General features: G+C 49.8%; 11 protein-coding genes. 2 read left to right on the top strand and 9 right to left on the bottom strand.

The genetic code is table 11. The features are described from left to right. Positions 1 to 234: 234 nt before the first annotated feature. From BLS69_RS21690 to BLS69_RS21660, 7 genes are all read right to left on the bottom strand, one after another. On the bottom strand, positions 235 to 3426 hold the full coding sequence (locus tag BLS69_RS21690; protein ID WP_091036116.1) for a GAP1-N2 domain-containing protein: 3192 nt from the start codon (positions 3424 to 3426) through the stop codon (positions 235 to 237). After that, positions 3423 to 4682 (bottom strand): TRAFAC clade GTPase domain-containing protein, encoded by a 1260-nt coding sequence (locus BLS69_RS21685; protein ID WP_024632789.1) that lies wholly within the window; start codon positions 4680 to 4682, stop codon positions 3423 to 3425. The genes BLS69_RS21690 and BLS69_RS21685 overlap by 4 nt, the downstream gene beginning before the upstream one ends. A gap of 90 nt (positions 4683 to 4772) precedes the next feature. Continuing rightward, positions 4773 to 5420 (bottom strand): beta-mannanase, encoded by a 648-nt coding sequence (locus BLS69_RS21680; RefSeq protein WP_091036113.1) that lies wholly within the window; start codon positions 5418 to 5420, stop codon positions 4773 to 4775. A 19-nt stretch (positions 5421 to 5439) separates the two neighbouring features. After that, on the bottom strand, positions 5440 to 6723 hold the full coding sequence (locus BLS69_RS21675; RefSeq protein WP_091036110.1) for a vWA domain-containing protein: 1284 nt from the start codon (positions 6721 to 6723) through the stop codon (positions 5440 to 5442). 85 nt (positions 6724 to 6808) lie between these two features. Next, the gene (locus BLS69_RS21670; protein ID WP_091036108.1) at positions 6809 to 9256 is read right to left on the bottom strand and encodes a transcription initiation factor TFIID; all 2448 of its coding nucleotides are present in this window, start codon (positions 9254 to 9256) and stop codon (positions 6809 to 6811) included. Between the two features lies 1 nt (position 9257). Beyond that, the gene (locus BLS69_RS21665) at positions 9258 to 12647 is read right to left on the bottom strand and encodes a tubulin-like doman-containing protein (protein ID WP_091036105.1); all 3390 of its coding nucleotides are present in this window, start codon (positions 12645 to 12647) and stop codon (positions 9258 to 9260) included. 258 nt (positions 12648 to 12905) lie between these two features. Further along, a complete protein-coding gene (locus BLS69_RS21660) occupies positions 12906 to 14699 on the bottom strand; it encodes a vWA domain-containing protein (protein WP_091036103.1) in 1794 nt (597 codons plus the stop codon). Positions 14700 to 14961: 262 nt separating this feature from the next. On the opposite strand from BLS69_RS21660, the gene BLS69_RS32225 reads away from it, so the two are divergent. Beyond that, entirely contained in the window at positions 14962 to 15105 is a 144-nt protein-coding gene (locus BLS69_RS32225; RefSeq protein WP_176872924.1) for a hypothetical protein, read from the top strand. Positions 15106 to 15107: 2 nt separating this feature from the next. Then, positions 15108 to 16040: a hypothetical protein gene (locus BLS69_RS21655; RefSeq protein WP_091036100.1), complete on the top strand. Its 933-nt coding sequence runs from the start codon at positions 15108 to 15110 to the stop codon at positions 16038 to 16040. A gap of 480 nt (positions 16041 to 16520) precedes the next feature. Here BLS69_RS21655 and BLS69_RS21650 read toward each other — a convergent pair whose 3' ends face one another. Both BLS69_RS21650 and BLS69_RS31935 read right to left on the bottom strand, forming a co-directional pair. Next, the gene (locus BLS69_RS21650; protein WP_074092592.1) at positions 16521 to 18128 is read right to left on the bottom strand and encodes a DEAD/DEAH box helicase; all 1608 of its coding nucleotides are present in this window, start codon (positions 18126 to 18128) and stop codon (positions 16521 to 16523) included. A gap of 864 nt (positions 18129 to 18992) precedes the next feature. Next, positions 18993 to 19184, bottom strand: coding sequence for a hypothetical protein (locus tag BLS69_RS31935; protein ID WP_143023604.1), 192 nt, complete (start codon positions 19182 to 19184; stop codon positions 18993 to 18995). Positions 19185 to 19257: the final 73 nt, after the last annotated feature.

Below are 19257 nucleotides of genomic sequence, written 5' to 3'. Positions count from 1 at the left end.
CTTCTGACTGTTTTTCAAACTCTTGAATCGCAAATTTTGTGTCTGAATTGTGAATGTGTGAGTTTTTTTCATGCGTTTGCTATATCCGCCATATCAAATAAAAAAAGATGACCTTGAAATTCAAGTTCAAGGTCATCTCACATACGCTCGATTAATAAGGTATGAAGTCAGCTTTTTCATTATTGGATCAAAAGACACTTAATGAATCTATGCAACATGTTCATATAAAATAACTTACAGCTTCGGCTGTGGCATCAATTGGATTACAGTCATCCCACCCTGAGTGCTCTGCACACTGGCAATACTCTCGGCATCAATATCTGCTGGAAGATCGATCTGCAATCCATACGGATAGAGACGATCTACCTCTCCAATAGACATCTGTGCAGGAGTGGTCGCATCCTCTTCATTGGATACAGATGTGTCAGGCGATGTGGAACCAGTAGCTTGATCGGCATCCGTACCTTGATCCGTGTCTCCACTCGCAGCATTAGACGATTCATTCGTACCTGTATCCGTTGTTGTATCGGTAGCAGGATCTGAAGTGGAATCACCCGATGTTGAAGAATCGGCCTGTTGATCGCCATCCTCCGTCTGCTCTACGTTCCCCGCGTTTCCCGATGATGAGCCATCCGTGCTTCCTTCGGAAGTACTTCCTGAACTACTATCGGAAGGAACTTGGTTATCTGGCTCCTCATTCCGATTAAAGCTCTCCCACTTGCCTGTGGTATCCAACTCCTGAGTACTGCCATCTTTCATCGTCAATTGAAGTTTGCCTTGCTCAAACTCAGTGCTTCCCGTATCGTTCCTGAAACGGATCACCAGTTGAGCAGGTGATTGCGTACCCTCCTGTTCACTCGCAGGAATCATATAAGCAATCTGCTCCGCGAGCTGTACCTCAGGTTCAGCCGGAATGGCAGGATCCTGGGTGGATGGAGGGGATGCCGCCGGCGGCTCTACAGAATTTTTCATCCATGCATATGTACCGCCAGCAATACCCAGAACCAGGATCAATAGGAGTAATCCGAACAGATTTTTCCTTTTACCCGTTAGCATCCGCACCAGTGGAGAGGACAATTCCGTCTTCGCACGGTCATAGACCGGCTTCATTGTCTTGCTGGCTCTCACGTAATACGGTTTGAAAGCTGACTTCGACTTGAATGCTTCACGGTCATGGGCTTTGAAATACGCCACGATGGCATCCGCATATCCTTTATGCGCATTGGAACCCCGGACAAACATTCGATGATCTCCTGACCATTCGAAGAATGGATACAGCCCTTCAGCACGACTTGCATTGGTGCGGATGAATTCAATCAGGCCAGGATAATCCAACCGATTGCTGCCGCTTCCTCCCCGATAAAAAGCCATCGGCAAAGCTTCATATGCCGCGATCCCCGGATGAGCCTGCAGCTCTCCGGCAAGCCAGCGACGCGTCCAGCGTTGAAGTTCATTGCGTTCTGCCAGGGAAAGTGCCTCCAATGCCTCTTCTTCATTCCCCTCGCCACTAAGCCACGCTCTTGCAGCCAGCATCATGTTCGTTCGAGCGGATACATCAGAGCCCTGTCGTGCCGCCCAATCCCGAACCTCATTGCCATGCTGCAAAATATCAATGCTTAATAGCTGTTCACGGTTAACCCGATCCAGATCCAGATCCTGAATCATAAACAGGTTAATGACATAAGCAAGCTTGTCTGCAAGGCGGGTTAACTCCTCCTGATATGCCGAATCTTGACTGGCAGTCGGAGATCCCCCTTTGCGATTAGGGCGGGCTGTAGCTTCAGATTGACCAATTCGTGCCGTAATGCCTATATCATAGGTGACATCAGCGGATACCCGATCCAGTATGCTAACACGCTGGAGGGCTTCATTCGCAGACTGTACCGGATTAGGCGAACATAACCGTTCACGCAGCTCATTGGCTGTCCGCTCCTGCAAGAAGCTGTAGTGGATCGCAGATGGATGGGACGTAACCCATCTTCGGATCACTTCCACAACGTTCGCTGCCGATTCCGTGCGTTTCAGCTGATTGTCCAGATAAGGCTCGAACAACAGCTTGGTGAGCGATTCATTGGCCAGCACTTTATCAAAGAAAGCTCGATTCAGCTGCGGATCCCGATCCAGCACAGCATACAATTCCTGTACAGCACGCATACGCTTCTGGGCGCGAGCATTATTCACACCATAGATGAAATAGTCCACAATCCGGGATTGTACCACGGGTGCGGCAACACTGAAATATTCTCCAATGCGAGCTGCGACATCTTCTTCGGGTACGTTCTCACGCTTCACGCTGTCCAGTTCCCTGCTGAGCAAGGTCAGGAACAGCTCGTTCAGACGGGAACGTTGCTGCGATCCACCATCCGGCTTCAGATAGGTCAGCAAGCCACTCAGGACATGACTTTTGCTATCTAGATAGAGGTCTTCCATGCCTTGTTCAAGACCATAGAATACCGCAAGTTCGCCATAGGCTTCAATGGAAAGTTCCCGTCCAAGCTCCATGCCGGACAGCATCTCATCCGCAAACGTATAGAACGCATCCGCAGCACGAGGTTCCTGCAATAAAGCCCAGGCGAATTCCGCGTAAGGTAACTTCGCCACAGATGCATCCGCATGTGTCACTCTGCCAGATACCAGATCAAAGGTGAAATCCTTCTCCGTATTCCGGTCTTTCGGACGTAACGTTCCTCGCTCTACAAACTGGACGTGGATGCCCTTCTTGGCCTGCGGCTCCTTGGCAAACGTCATGAATCCCAGCTGCCGCCGGAATGCGTATGGTAAAGCCGTGTACAGCAAACGCAGCAATCCTTTGGCCCCTGCGGTCACTTCCTCTGCGGGAAGGTCCAGCGCAATGTATACTTTTCTACGTGTTGCTACAGACTGCATTACGGCGTAGAGCAAGCGCTTGAACAGCACTTCGTTCATTTTCAAGGCGCTCAGCACTTGGGTTGGTGATGAATCAGGACCACTTCCCGGTGAGATGGGCAATTCAGCAAGCGCCGGCAGTACTGTACCTTGTTCGATGTCATAGGACGTGGCGAACACGGCATCCAGCCAGCCGCCTTGCTTCATCTGTTCTTCCGAGCGTTCGGGAGACAAGACGTAATTATGAGCAAAAAAGGCACTGCGCAGCCCCGTGAAATCCGCAGACTGGTACACATTTTGCCCAAGGATCGTCTCCCCACTCTCCAGATGAAGCAGGTGAATGGAAGCCGGAAACTTCGTCTCGTCCTTCTCGCTACGGCCTGTGAGCTCCGCTGGAGCGTCATAGACACAGTAGGGGTGAAGCACTTTTTTGATAAAAGAAGGGTCCAGTCCCGGCGATGCCGCAACCGTATCAAACCCCTCTGTTGTGCGAAACACCCCGCGCCGCTCTCGGGTATACAATTGTTGTTCAATGGGCGGGGTTACGGAAGAACGCATCATCCCACTCTCCCCTCAATGTACTTCAGCTTGTACAGCAACCACAGGAAGGGTTCATCCACGCGAATCGGGCTAACCACACCCTGCAATTTCATATCCACCGGATTGCTGCCCAGCGCAGAGACTGCGAAATAGGCTGTATCCTTGAAGTACACATCCATCGTACCCTTGAACGGACGATCCACCTTCTCGATAAAACGCCGGATCTCCCCGTCGATATTCTCAAACTCGGTTAAGTCGAACCAATCGCGATGCACCATGTTGCGGAAGACATTACTGTTGGATTTGATATAGTCACCCTCTTCATCTTTGAGGGAATGCAGCATGTCGCTTTTCGTAAGCACAACGGCTGTTGGAATATTGGTCTTGGCTTTATCCTGATACGCGATAAAATCTCCGAACATCGTCAGTACCACGTCACGTGGCTCATCATATCTTGGTGTCCACTCTCCCGGCTCATTGCCGAGGTTAATGCGGATTTTGTCCCGAATCGAACGAATCTGAAGTGGGTCCACCATAAACAGGATACCTGCCGAGTTCTTGATGTGCTGCCCGTGAAGTCCTAGATAGTCCTGCTCCACCATACCTTCACCCGCAACGTCAAAGAAAACCAGTGTCAGCGGCGCTTTATCTTCGTCCTTGAACACAAACTGAAAGATAAACGGCTCCTGCAACTTTTCCTTCTGTGTGGAATCCAGCAGATCTCCCCGTTCGAACAAGGGTTCTTCATAATCCGCACGGAACCGGCGGCTGATCTCCGCATTCAATGGCATGCAAGCGGCGTCAAAATGATCGGCCGTATAATGCTGCAATGTATGAATTAGTGAAGTCATGTAGACGGATTTTCCCACCTGGGATGCACCAATGATAGAGATGATGTTGCTCGGTGCTTTACCTGCCGTAACAGGCAACTCGTTATGACATTGCGGACACAACCGGCGGCGTGTAACGACACCATACCGATCGTTAAGACCCATCACGATGTTATCGGAATAAATACGATGTTCCTCCGGTACATCATGCGGAGCCAATACGGCCTCCATATCAAATACCGTGTCGAGTCCGAATCTTTCACGATACCGATTCAACTTTGCATCTTCCCCGAGTGCGTAGTCCTCATCATCATCGCGGTGATGGGCGGCGCGGAACACCACCTCTTCCGGTGAAAACTTACTGAAACAATAAGGGCATACAATATCGTAAAACAGCGGACGTTCCTCCGGCTGTTGTCTCTTCAAAAACCGACTAAAAAAGCTCATAGCCACTCCCCTCCCCTGATAAGTCAGACTAAGGTGATTTACACTTGCACTACGATGACAGAGTAACCTTCCAATCGCTAGTCCAACTATCTAGTCTGATATAAGCCGATAGGCGGCTCCATATTTCGGTCCGTCCGTGAAGAATAATCGCACATAATCATCCTTGGCAACTTCAACGGGCGGCATCTCATTTCTTCCGGGAGCAAAATCACTCACAAAAGGGTACACCGTACCATCTTCCTTATTCAACGGAACCCCGCCCTGTTTGCGAACATAACAGAGGGCTTCCTTTGGAACAGGTACTTCCGCTGTGACGGTGATCAACACACTTTTTCGTTTCTGAAAAAAACCGCTCTTGTAGCGAATGGAAAAGCGGATATCCGCCTTCCCTGCGCTTGCAATCACCATGTTGTCCTCGTCTCGTTGACGGATCAGTACAGGTCCCTCTTCCTCCATCTGACACACATACACCGTGTACTTGATGGCACCAAAACCTGTGATCCGATCCGTGTAACCATTGCTTGCCTTGTATTCCTCTCTCGTGTACAGCTTCAGCTTGCCCTGTGCAGGCTGTTCTTCAGTACGATCATTGCTCATCATATCCAGCTCCAGCCGTTCCACATACACAGCTTCTACCCGTTCCGGCCAGAGCCAGCGAAGTGTACAACGTCCTTCGTCCACCGCAAGTGTCAGTTTTCGAATCAAAGGTGTCGAAGGGTCTGCATCCGTAAACCGCATTTCCATTGACCTCCCGACGTTAGAATCCTTTGCTGCGTGTATCTCTTGGTCTCTGACCAAACCCTTCGGCAGATGAAGTTCCGCCGCCAGCTTCACGACGACCTCGGCTCTTCCGCGGCGTGTTCTCCTTAATCGGAACAATCCAGGAGAAGAGGGTCAATACGCCAGACAAAATGAGCATCGCACCAAGTCGTACGAATGTATCACCCACGTTCGAACCGTCGAGACCCCATTCGAGCAGAAGCCCTGCCAGTAGACCCGACACTGCACCACCAATACCAAAGCTCAGCGCGAGATGACGGTTATCAAACACGAGTCCGAGTGACACACCCAGTGCTACTCCAATTAGCAGTACGGCAACGACACGGAAAATCGACAGATAAACGCTGTGCTCCATCATGCCTGTACGCTCCGTTACCAGCGTCCGTTCATCAATCGTATCGTAGATCTGCTGGAATGCCAGATTCAGACCACCGGAATCTGGTACATCATAGTACATGCCACCCGTTTGCTGGGCAATATTACGCAGCAAATCCGTTCCTGATGGGTCAACCAGACTGAGGCCGACTGTATTAATGGAAATCTGTTCGTTGTTATATTGGGACAAAATATCTGCCGTATCCGCTTCACTGAAGCCATCAGATAACAAGATGACCACGGTACCACGTTTCGGGTCCTGTTTGCCTTGAATCTGTTCCATGCCTTCCCGCAACACGGCATCGAAATTGGTGCCGCCCGAAGTTGTGACAATGCCATCAATTTTGCTATAAACCTCATTCTTGGCCGCTTCACTATCCAGCGCAATAAATGGCTGCAACAACTGCGGCTGGTCATCAAATGTAATGACAGCTACCTGTTTGTCACTCTCCATTTGACTGATCAGTGTCTTGGCGGCTTCAAAGCGTCCATTATCCGGATCTGTCTCGCTCATGCTGCCCGAGTTATCGATCATGAGTACGATGTCTTTCACTTGCTTCACACCGCCCGGATTGATCTGATACAACAATTGCAGGGCGAGTCCAACAACAAACAACAGAGCCAGTGTTGCCGGAACAAGCAATTTCCACGACAGTCCCAGATACCGGAGCTTCCATGAAGCGCCATTCAGCTTGGGTGAGATCATCTCTGCGATCAAACAGAACAATCCCACACTCAGCGCCAGTACGCCAAAGTATAATCCCATCAGCAACAGACGTGGCATCTCCCCAAGCCATTGACGCAGCATGATTTCTCCTGCCGCAAAGCCCACTGCCCCGCCAATCAGGCTGAACAGGACCAGGAGAAGATTGATTTTTCGCTGCATGTCCATATGCATCCTTTCCATACCAGCCGTAAGCAGGCTGAGTTAATACAAAATTGGTGCTGGGTATAGGACACCGCCAGACGTCTTAACGGATGGGTGACAACTTCTCCACCAGACCTGCGGGGTGAAGTTCATAGCCATTTTCCGTATACGAGTCGTAATATACCTTACCGTTCCGATACACCATGAGATCCTCCAGATGGAAACCTCCCATCAGATTCAGCTTCTCTACACCACTGCTGCGTTCTTCGTACACTACACCCAACTTGTAGATGCGTGACGTCTCTTCGGCATGCGCCGCGTAGTCCATGAAAGCACTATGATGGTCACCAAAGAAATACTTTTCTTCATACCGATGTTCCTGTGTATAATCGAATACCCTTACTCGAACAACCGCCTGATCCTCCAGCGTGTGGTACAATCTGCGGAACAGATCATCCCGGGTCAATACGTCTTTGTCTCCGTAGGCAATCGTTACATTGGCCCGCTGCAACAGCTCTTCTTCAAATGGCAATCGCAACGGCTCGGCCGTAAGCAGCAACGAGTGACATACCTCCATCAGCCGTTTCAACAGACGGTCATCGCCTTCCGTTGCGAGCCGGTTCATGTCACCCATGTAACGGTCCTCAAACCATACGTCCCGTCCGCGCTTGGCTTCCAGGTCGATGATTAGCTCTTCCGTCACTTTACCGTAGTACTCCATCACGTTCTGGCCGATGTATTCATCCGCAGCGGCGATACTTTGGGCAGCTGTCTCGCGCAGTGTGCGTTCCAGCGCTTCAAGTGCTGCTGTGACGTGGCGACTAAAACGGTGAAGCTCTTCCATTTCCGTATCGCAGATGCGCAGCAGATGTAATTCATTTTCCAGTCGCAATAATTCTACCTTGGGTACATATACTCGCTCCAGCATGCAGTCAATCAGATTGCGTACATTCTGTTTATCACGGAACAACGCTCGTTTGAACGACTGATCTTCCACTCGCTCTTGCTGACGTTGCTCCAGCAAAGCACGTGCGGATTCAAGCTGCATCGATTTATCCCGAATCAATCCGAGCAGCGCTTCACGTACACTGCCAGGCTCACTGTCACTCCAAGCCGCCCACTGGAAGTAACCGACCTCTGGTTGCTCCACGCGGGATTGCTCAGCCTGACGGCGCAGAGAGCTGCCAGAGCTGCGCTCGCGCACACGCTCTTCGACAAGACGGACAACGTTATCGCGGAAGTATGCTTCAGCTCCTTGTCCAAACAACACTCTCTCCGCTTCACGAAGTGAGAGCGGCTTCAGATCAGAGAAACTGACGTTATGTGTCATGATGCCGCTCATGCCACTAACCAGATCTTCATTGGGCAGCAGACCTTCGACTTTGCGTTCCACCGAGGCCGCGTCCAGTTCAAAGAAAGCGAGCTTGTCCTTAATGCTCCAGTCCGGCTCCTGCCGCATGCGTGCAAGCAGATACCGATACATGTGATATAACACCGCCAGTGCAATCGGCTTGTTTGGCCGCCTAATCTCGGCAAAACCCGCGCTTGCATAACCATGCTGATCAGAGGTAGTACGAATATTGTTTTTAAAGGATGTATTGTTGTACGTGTTCGCTCCTGTGCTTGAAACGGTACCCGAGTGATTCCCATCCTGTTTCCTGTTCTTCAGCAGGCAGATGCGGCAGATAATCTCGGCATTTTCGATCCAACCACCGGGAACGCCGGTTCCACGCTCATTTTTGTCGGACAACAGATATACAAGATCAAACAACGGTGACGCGGGATGTGTAACGGGAATGGAGATCCCATCCTCCGTCACCAGTAGATTGCCGCTGAACGTGTAGCCCAGCGACTGCATATAATCCAGTTCCCGAAGAAAAGCGAGGCCTGCTGCGCTGGCATACCCGAAGGAATCCACCTGTTCCATCTCGCTGACCAATACATGCAGATCCGTCTGCACCGACTTGAAGGCTTGGGACAAAATGGTCTCCGTCAGTTTGGTGAGCTCTGGCAACAATACATTTAACGGATCATCCGCTCTGGTTACCACCGTAACGTAAATCCGATCAAATGACGAGTATAACCGTCCATATTCGGCAATCCGGTTACTGACCCGCCGAAGCGTACGATTCAGGTCAAAGAGCGCCTGATCCGATTCGTGGAAACTACGATGTACGTCCTTACGCCGTGTTTTGGACGGTCGCTCCGTCTGCCCAGCGGACAAAGGCAAGCGGTGACGAGTCACCTGACCATCATCGGACGAGCCACCATTTCTCGTTTCACCCGGACGCGCTTCCTGATCTTCTGTCCCGATCTGAACGTAGACCACACCGTCTCCATTATCCCACTTCAGCCGATTGATCTCCTGTACGGCAGACACGGCAGGTGCAACCAGATCACCCACGAAAAGGAACAAAGCCGGGTAATGGATACTGCTGCGTCCATCACCCAGGCTGCCTTGACGTTCCTGCTCGATTGCATACTGTGCTGCATACTTCTCCAGATCACGCTTCAGGGTATTGTTCGAATTGAACTCCATCCCGGCCGCCATCTTACTTCAGCCTTCTGCGAATGTCGTTCAGCTTGGACGACATCGTTCTGTAGAACTGATAGATGTCTTCTCCGTTAGCCAGCTCTACCCGCTCGTATTCGAGACGATCACGCGATTCCATGAACAGCGCAGCCAGATCATCCAGCTTTGTCAGCAATGGGGTGATATCCTCAGAGGCTGTAAGATCGTTATCGCGACGGGAGGCTTTACGCAGCAATGTACTGCGATCCTTCTCCGCCAGACCGCGGAAGTTGCCAAACACTTCATACTCGGCAAAGTTACGGCTCTTCATCAGGTTTGCAAACGGCTCCCATGCGTCTTCTTCCGGGTCACGGTCATAAACGTAAAGTGCACCTTTTTTGACGATGGTGTCGGTATATAACGCTTCGATGAAGCGGTCATACCACTGCTCTTCGTCCTGGTACTGGGCAAGAATGCCTTCGAGTTCGGCGACTTTGGCCGAGATGGCATTCATCTTTGCCAGTTCCTCACGTACACGTGCGATCAGCTGCGGAGAGCGTACCAGGTTTTCTTTGGCCATATCTTCATTAATACTTCCGAAAATATCCTTAACGCCTACACGCGGTAACCCTTCGGATTGCAGACGTTTCAGCTCGATCACGGCCCGCTTCACTTCGCCGAGGTTCGGCGTGGTGGACGTCAGACGCATGTCGTAGGCTCCCAGTTTGGCAGACAAATCAAACGCTTCTGTTGTCACAATCGCATACCGGTTGCTTGTATTCTCATCAATGGATTTGGCTGTCACAATGTTGTATCCGAGCGCCTGCTCAAACTCGTTACGTACACGGGCGTTATACTGCTTCACGCGGGCGTTCTCGTACACATCTCCCCATGATTTCTCCGGAATCGGAGACGGCAGATAGGTCCAGTTGTTTTTCTCCGTTTGCACCAAGTGACGACCAATGCCTTCTTTGTCCAAAATGGTACGTTCATAACTTTCCTCATATACCTTGAGCGGTGTATACACAAAGAGTGGTACCCCGTTGCGGGTGTTCAGCCAGAAAATCCGGTTACGCACTTCACTTTCCTTGACGGTAAAATGAGACTTGCCCACCGCATTGTTCTGATAATTACGAATCCCTTTCAGAATGCCCGGCGCCTGTGCCGGTACCGATACAAATCCCCATGAAGGGAAATGCAGACTGCCTGTACTGTTGCTCAGATTAAACACCGGAACGGCCTCATCATCCAGCTTGCCAGCAATGAAACGTTCCACGAATTTCTCAACCGACTCATCCTGACCATATTTGATCACCAGGAAATCTTCCATGGAACGCGTAATCAGATCACCGAATTTCTCACTCAGGAAGTCGGAGATGGAGCTGACGATATCAATCTCGTTCTCTTTCACCCACTGGCTGGAGTTTTCCAGCAATTCACGGGAGAAGTCACGAATCAGATCATCCGTATCACGCTTATCCAGCAGCCCGTCCACCACACTGACGATATCCGGTACACTTACGACGTTCCAGTAATATGTTTTGTTGCCTTTGTGATCGGCTTGTTCTTCACCGCGTGTCAGCAAATCACCATTCTTGGCGAATATCGAGCTAAGGGCGTTCAGCGTTTCGGTAAATACGTTATAAATGCGGCTGTTTTCCTGGTTCAGCAACTCATACAGATCTTCATAGAACTCGATCATCTGATCGTTGCGTTCCACGTCGGCGTGCAGCCAGTACTCATGAATTTTTGCTTCAATATAAGCATTCTTTTTCTTCTCTTTGGAGACAAAAGCACTCTTCGCATCGCCCAGCTTCTCTTCGGACTGCTCCTGAGCTGCTTCAATATCACGCGGAATGCGGAAGGCATTCTCACGCAGGGTTTCGATGTACGACTGAATCATCTTCAGTACACAGAAACCTTTTTCCGTATAAATCAGACGGGAGACATAGAACGGACCTTGTTCGGGATGCAAAAACATACGCCGGATCTGTTCAGTGAACTGACCCGCAATCTCACCCGGCAGCTGTTTCTTCGCCTTGATATATTCTTCACGAGCACGCGCCAGGAAGTTCTGCTCCAGTTCGGTATCCATATTCACAACCTGTGATTTCACCACGTTGCCATAGGATAAACGCTCACTGTTCTGATAACCAGGCAGCGGCTCAGGCACACGGGCTTCAAAGGACTTGACCACACTTTCGAGATCAATGCCCAGCTTGCGGGCAAACTTCTCGGTATCCTCCTGGTTTGGTGCTTTGGAGAACATGGTGTTCATTTTGTCGAACATCCGGTAAGCCAGATACGTTGTCATCTCTTCAATCGGCAGTACAGCCGATGATGCACCAATGATGTTGTAATCATAGTTCGCCGGGTACACCTTATTCATCTGTGCAATGTTGGTGCGAATGTTGCTGATATAGTCATGGATCGCAAACTCCTCACCCGACTGCTTCTCCTCACTTGCCATGAAGTTGGTAATGTTCTCGGCCGTGACGTTCATGCAGTAGTCGTAGGCGTTCTCCAGCAATTTGCCCTCTGTATTCGTCGCAGAGATCAGGTGACACAGGTTAAATGGCGGTAGTGGTGAGTTGACTGTTAAAATATTGCCGTACTTCTGTGTAAACCGCTCACCGCGGCTATCCACGTTCATCCAGTAATCCAGCTCTTTGAGCGCAGCATATCCGTTCTTACGAATGTATTCGCGAGTGTGTTCGCTCAAGCTTTTGTTGGACAGGTTCACGTCTGGCGTGAACAGATACCCCAGCGTATTGACACGGTCAATCCCGGCAGAGCCGTGATCACGTTCGATAATGCCGCGTACGATATAGGAAATATCGAGGAAACAGCCGCTGCCTGTACCGCCGGACAGACCTGTCAGCAGGAACACCATCAGTTTTTTGTTGGTGCCTACGGATAAGGTTTTGATCTTTTTGTCGATGGCCTGTACGACCTGATTAATCTTCGTGAACAGGAGCAGACGTCCAGCCTGACGCACACCTGCGGCGCCGTTCATGCCGTCCGTGATGCTCAGTTCTGGAGACAGCCAGTCCGTGATATACGGTTCCAGCACGCTGCGGTTCTGTAGAAGTCCGCCAATCTCGGCATTGGACAGCAAAACGAATTCATTGATCGGATCAAGTCCGATCCCTTTATACTTTTTGGCGCGATCCTGTTCGTTCGTCTCAAAAGCCAGAAATTCCACATTGTCCGGCTTGTCCATTTTTTTCTTGGATACCGGATCCTGTGGCAGCTTGAAACGACGGTTAATCTGATATTTGAGGCGCAGCAGCGCGTCAATTCCCGTTCCCCCCAGACCAATAATCAGAATGGGGTTATCAATTGTATCAACTCTGATCTTCTCACTGACAATACCTCCGCCAAGTGATACATCCAGTTGCTGAATATGTTCTCTAACAATCGGTTTCATTCCATGTCCTCCTTTGATTAACAAAGTTGGAACTGCAACTTCATTACACTTGCCACTCCGATGACAGAATAACATTCCGATCGCTGTTATCCCCAGATTTTTTCAATTCACTTTTACAAAGTGAAAATCCGGGGATAAAGGCGAACGCTTCCGCTTCTTCACGTTATTTCTGTCCTCTGCGTTCTCGTGTAAACAGTTGGTCCCAAATTTTATTGGCATCCTTTTAAACTAAACAATCAACTTAAATCAAATAATCCTTCACACCAGATATTCAATTAAAATGGTCTTGTCCGCCTGTTGCAGCGGGATGCTCAGTCGGTCACCGTTCTTCAGTTCAACGCCTGAGCTTGCATCGACTGCACGACCGGATTTCTCCAGCGTACCGCCTGCGGTGTTACGGATTATAATTCGATCCCCATTGCTGGGCGTAAATACGTATTTTTCGGTTTCCTTCAGCTCAGGGTCCAGTTGCAACAACTGATGCAGATGGAATCTGCCCCGGAAGGATACCAGCTTTTTATATTGCGGATAGGACTTGTCTCCCGTGTTCTCATCACGAATCTCCACAACCATCTGGCCTACAAATCCCCGGTTTTTGCGTTTCAGCCAGCCCATTAGGAACCAGGCACCAACACCGACCACAATCAGGGCTATAACACCCAGGATGACAGGTAACCAAGGAAACGGCTTGTCCTGTTCACCGCCTGACGTTGTTGGTTGAGATCCACTTCCGGCTGCTCCGCTCGCGTTGATCGTGATTGGCTCACTTTCACGGTAGAAGCTGTCTTCTTCCGCACGGATGACTAATTCATAGTTATGATTGTCCGGTACTTCAAATGTACCAGCAAAACCAGAACCTGTGTTTTCCAGCGATTGTTCTTCACTCTTGCCTGTATCCACATCTTTTACAACTAACGTGGCCTTCATATCTGCATACAGATCATTATCCTGAAGTGGCTGACCGCCATTCTCCAGTTTGGCTGCAAGATCAACCTTGTCCCCTTTGGTATAGGACTTGGTCTTAATTGGGTCCACAACGAGCTGAAGATCATAGTTGAACAACAGGTTGATATCGATGCTGTCTTTCGGAGCCCCTTTTACCCGAAGTTTCCAGTCTCCCTCTCGGGGTTTCAACAGCTTCACGAGTGAATAACTCTTCGACGTTGAGAGCTTGGCTGCATCCGAGTTCAGGTCCACGGCTTGTCCGGAAGGGTCTGTCAATTGTACTTCTACCGGCTTTGAGGACATGATCGAAATGTTTGCTTCCAGCACACTGTCGTTTGGCACGTTCACGGTAACTTCCTGATAACTGCCGTTTCCCGTTACAGAGGGCAGCTTCACCACATTCAGTTTGGCATGATCGGCGAAGATCTCACTCAGAATCTGTGGCAGATCATCCGGCGTATCGGTAATGAATGACTTGCCTCCGGTCTGCTTGGCCAGGTCTGCAAGTGCATCCTTGTTCAGCTTGCCATCGGCGTTCAGTCCAATCGTATATACCGGGATACCCTGATCCTGTGCTTCCTTCACGGATTTTGCCAGATCAGCGTCGGATTGTGCCTGTGTACGGCCTTTGGTTTTGTTAAAGTCATTGTTACCATCCGCCAGTAGCACGATCATCGGCGAGTGGGATGGGTCTGCACCATGATTCAGTATGTTCACGGCTTCGGCGACACCAACTGAGACATCGGTATACGGCCCCCGGCCAAGCTGATCAATAAAATCTTTCAGGCTGCTCTTGTCCGCATCGGACTGAATCTCCAGCATAGCCTTTTCCCGCTCCACCTGATCGGTATAAGCGACAATCCCTACCTTGTCCCCCTGGACTGGCAGCATATCAATAAACATTTTCATGGCTTCATTACTGATCTTGTCACGGTCACTTGTATTCATTGAGTTACTTACATCGGCTACAAGTACCGCATCGATTCCGCTCGTCTGTGCCTGAGCCGCTGCAGCTTGTGGCAGCAACGCTTGAGGTAGCAGTAGCGTTAGAATTGCCAGCAGAACCATCGTTCCGCTGAGCCAGCGTATTTTGCGTGTCCGCAGCATTGGGTGTTCTCCTTCACGTTTGAGATTAAAATGGGAATAGTTTATTATAGGCGTCAAGCCTTAAGGAAATCTTAACAGTCTACTAATAAATTCTGAAAAGCACCCCTATCTTGAGTTACAGTTTTGTAATGACTGACAAAAATCGACGATTTCACGCCTGTAACTGGCACAAAAGTACCAACTATGGAAATATGATATAGTTATTGCCAGCAAACTGCAATATAACAGCGCTTGTTTACCAAGCCATAGAAGGGAACGGATTATGGTTACATACGGATGCCTCGCCATATTGTTTCTTTTTGTCATCATAAAGGTAATTGCACTCCAGCTTCATCGGCGGAAACCGGTCTCCCGCGAAGAAACGGATCGTACCCTCTACACTATTCTGAATGGTGAGCGTGATTGAGCATGAGTACTAAACTAGTTGTATCCATACGACCATTTCAACGAACGACATATGCCTATGAAAAGTTGCAAGTCTGCACCCGTTGTGGACAGTATACCTGCCTGTGGGAAGAGGAGTGCACGGCCTGTGGCCGGGGTACCCTGAATTCCGTCCAAGCGAAGGCAACTTCCCGTGTGAAACGCCGCATTGCACGCGACCTGTTCATTACGATATTGTTCGGTGCAGCTGCCACCTATTTCGGTGAGACCATAGATCAGACCATGGCGGCAGCCAGCGTTTCCCTGCTGCTTCTGGCCTTACTAATCTTCATGCAGAAACGTTCGTTCGAGGTAGAGCAGCAGCGCGAGTTGAAGCGCATGTTGCAACAGGATGAGGAACTCATCCGCCAGGGCATCAACCGCAACTGGGCTCTGGTCGCCGAAGCCCGAAAGCAGGATGAAGCACTCGCCTATGAGATGCTCCGCGAGATCGGCTCCCTCGTCTACAATGACCGGATTCGACTGCAACAGGTTGCGCTGTTACAATCCTTTGTCCTGCGCAGTGATATGGATCTGCAGCTCAAGCCCTTGCTGTTACGCAGCTTCGAGCGGCTGCTGGCTGAATATATCGGTGAGATTGCACGGCTTAAGCCGGATTTGATCCGGGAAGATGCGATTCGTTATATCGCTACCTATGAAGTGAACATTTTACAGCTCCACAACGGAATTCAGATTCTTACAGCGGTAGCTGCTGCTGCCGTGCGCAAGAGCAAATATATTGAGTTATTCCCTAGTCTTATTACCCGCTACGCCCGCTTTATGCCCAAGGATCGATTCATGAGACTTTATCATACGATTGAACGCTATCCGAGCAAGGCACGCGGGGGACTGGCGGAGTCGGTAGGCCGGGTGTATAACGAGAAATATCGGGATCAATACGCAGATGTTCATGTATAGGAATGATATATTGAGAAAGAAAAACGTAATTTAGTGCAAACTCACTCCGTGTATATAGACGAATGGAATTTCAACCACCCCTGCATGCGCGTCAGCACCACAGATCAAAGGTTATGATTCTAATGATATAAGAATTAATCCAAAAACACCCCATCCTTAGGTCTAGGATGAGGTGTTTTGAATTTTATGGCAGCCTGCCAAGTCCTATGCGCATTACACGGACACAAAGAAAAAATACCCAAATGGCATTTCCCATGGAATGAAGCAGGCGCGCAAACAGGCACTCGCAGACGACAAAAACAATAAGCGCAAATGATCATCATCCTGTTGAAAAAGGGCCGCGACGTGGTTCCGTCGCGACCCTTGATCTGAGGGTTCGGTACATCTGCACCCGAACCCTCTCATATGTGCCATGCCAAACGCTGTGGCATGGCGTGGTGCCTGCGCAAGTGCGGCTATATCGCCGCTTGCGCCAAGGCTTTACCGTCCGCGACGAGAATCGCGACGGTCGCCCTTCGCCGGTCCGCGTCCTGCAGATTCCGGACGGCGAGAGCCTTCGCTGCTGCGCCCGGAGGTGCGCTTGTCGGCACTACGGCCAGCCCAGCCGCTGCTAGCTGCACCGCGGCCGCCTTGGCCCGCTGCACCGCGACTGCTGTCGCTGCTGCGCGCGGAACCACGACCTGCGCTGCGCTCGTCGCCACTGCGACCCGCACCGCGTCCACCTTGGCCTGCTGCACCGCGACTGCTGTCGCTGCTGCGGCCACCGCTACGACCACCACTGCGTCCGCCTTCACTGCGTCCACCTTCGCCACCGCGAGAACCACGACCCCCACGTCCGCCATCTCTGCGATCGTTACGGCCTGCACCGCGACGGGCACTACCAGTTCCGGAAGAGCGTCCGCCTGAACGTTCGTCATCTCCTTGACTGTTGATGGAACGTCTAGCTGCTCCAGTTGAAGCAATTGGACCTTCGCTCGTCCACTGGATACGGGACAACTTCTGGTCGATACCTTGTTCAATACGTGCAAGTTCCGGTCTGTCATGCTCTGTTGCAAACGTTACAGCAAGACCTGTACCTCCTGCACGTCCCGTACGACCAATCCGGTGGATATAACTTTCCGCATCATGCGGCATATCGTAGTTAAATACATGCGTTACACCTTCAACATCAAGTCCACGTGCAGCTACATCTGTAGCAACTAGCACTTGCAGTTTGGCATCACGGAACGCTTTCATTACGTTCTCACGCTTGGATTGGGACAGATCTCCGTGAAGTTCATCACTTGCATAACCTGCTTCACGCAGATCTTGATTCAGCTTGGATGCACGACGTTTGGTCCTGCAGAAAATAATCGCCAAATATGGGCGATACGTATCAATCATGCCGCGAAGCGCTTCGAGTTTACCGCGATCCGTACATTCCAGCACTTGCTGGCGAATTTGTTTGATCGGAATAACAGATTGGGAAGATACTTTTACATCTTCCGGATCTTTCATGTAGGTTTTCGCCAAGTTGCGAATACCCTTTGGCATCGTTGCTGAGAACAGCATCGTTTGGCGTTTGTGTGGCAGCTCGCTAAGAATCGTCTCCACATCGTCTAGGAAGCCCATGTGCAACATTTGGTCGGCTTCATCCAGCACCAGTTTTTTCACATTATCAAGCTTCAATGTGCCACGGCGCAAGTGATCCAGAAGACGACCCGGTGTACCAATAACGATCTGGGTACCGTTCTGCAATTTACGCAGTTGCTTGTCCACATCCTGTCCGCCGTATACGGCAAGCACATGCAGTTTATCGTCGTTTGCCGTGAGCTTCTTCGCTTCTTCCGTAATTTGCAGCGCAAGCTCACGCGTAGGCGCGATAATCAGCGCTTGCGGCGAACGGTCGGATACGTTAATTTTCTGAATAATCGGCAGCAAAAAAGCCAGCGTTTTCCCTGTGCCTGTCTGTGCCTCAGCAATAATATCACGTCCACCCAGCAGTACCGGAATCGAACGCTCCTGTACCGGAGTCGGCACGGCGATGCCCTGATGTTTCAGGATCTCGCACCATTCCGGGCGAATGCCCAGTTGTTCAAAGTTTGCCAATCGTTACACCTCTGTATATTCATTTAGATAAGTCCATTTCATAATGACCTTAGTATCAGTATCTGCCATCAAGACTAGTTTTCCTTATATCAATCATGATTATGAAATGAATTTTTTAAAAAGCAATCCACTCGTTGCTCTTCTTCTCCATACCCTGTAGTTTACACGTTAGTCAAGCAAAACAAAAGGGGATACAGCGTTACACCCCTAACTTGTAGCACAAAATTCCAAGATAGGCGTGACTTGTATCCACCAAGTGAGTTTGAGGATGGTTTTGAGAGTAACTACAGAAGCCCTCTGAGCATGGTGATGAGTGAAACAAGCTAAAGCGCTAGCTCGAAGTATGACCCTGACTCTGTAGAATGGGGTTGAGGGTTGAGGATTGAACTGCATGTGGTCAGGCGGAGGGCATAGCGGGGGTATATGTCTAATGGTACTTTTTGAGAAGTATGTAATGGATCGTGATGTTCATAACCCAAGATAGTTTAGTGATATCGTTGAGATAGCTGTTATGCTTCTATGTCATCCTGAAAACAGATAAAAAGAGAGCTATTTTGCAAAAGTTTCAGGAATTGAAAGGTCCTTACACAACTCTCTACATTGAGATCAAGATTCAAGATTTCTCGCAGTTCAAAAATAGCTCTAACGATGCAATTCCCACGTACCACTAATTCTAACGAATCCAGGACACCCTATTACGCCAATTAGAGCCGTTTCGATTTTCTAACGAACCCCAGTCACCTTATTACTCGGAAATACACGCGAAACATCATCAGTATGGGTGGAATCAGCAAAATAAGATGTCTGAGATTCGTTAGAATAACGACAATAGCAAATAACCCCATATAAGACGTGCCAGGTTCGCTATATTTTACACACACAGAAGGACACAAGCTTGAGCACAATAACATCAGCTAGAGAAATAACAACATTGACTAGAACCAGAACACCAACACCAACACCAACACCAACACCAACACCAACACCAACACCAACACCAACACCAACACCAACACCAACACCAACACCAACATTATCAACCAAAAAAACCAACAATATCTATACTTCTACTAAAAACTATCACTACTACTACTGCTGCTGCAAGAACTACTACCACTACTTCCAGTAC

Source organism: Paenibacillus sp. CF095 (assembly GCF_900101225.1).
GTDB lineage: Bacteria > Bacillota > Bacilli > Paenibacillales > Paenibacillaceae > Paenibacillus.
The sequence above is the reverse complement of the archived record's forward strand: the minus strand, read 5'-3'. Positions and strand labels throughout refer to the sequence as shown.

Excerpts from the sequence above, each read along its gene's own strand:
- BLS69_RS21690 (WP_091036116.1), bottom strand. The coding sequence starts at position 3,426 with ATGATGCGTTCTTCCGTAACCCCGCCCATTGAACAACAATTGTATACC.
- BLS69_RS21685 (WP_024632789.1), bottom strand. The coding sequence starts at position 4,682 with ATGAGCTTTTTTAGTCGGTTTTTGAAGAGACAACAGCCGGAGGAACGT.
- BLS69_RS21680 (WP_091036113.1), bottom strand. The coding sequence starts at position 5,420 with ATGCGGTTTACGGATGCAGACCCTTCGACACCTTTGATTCGAAAACTG.
- BLS69_RS21675 (WP_091036110.1), bottom strand. The coding sequence starts at position 6,723 with ATGCAGCGAAAAATCAATCTTCTCCTGGTCCTGTTCAGCCTGATTGGC.
- BLS69_RS21670 (WP_091036108.1), bottom strand. The coding sequence starts at position 9,256 with ATGGCGGCCGGGATGGAGTTCAATTCGAACAATACCCTGAAGCGTGAT.
- BLS69_RS21665 (WP_091036105.1), bottom strand. The coding sequence starts at position 12,647 with ATGAAACCGATTGTTAGAGAACATATTCAGCAACTGGATGTATCACTT.
- BLS69_RS21660 (WP_091036103.1), bottom strand. The coding sequence starts at position 14,699 with ATGCTGCGGACACGCAAAATACGCTGGCTCAGCGGAACGATGGTTCTG.
- BLS69_RS32225 (WP_176872924.1), top strand. The coding sequence starts at position 14,962 with ATGGTTACATACGGATGCCTCGCCATATTGTTTCTTTTTGTCATCATA.
- BLS69_RS21655 (WP_091036100.1), top strand. The coding sequence starts at position 15,108 with ATGAGTACTAAACTAGTTGTATCCATACGACCATTTCAACGAACGACA.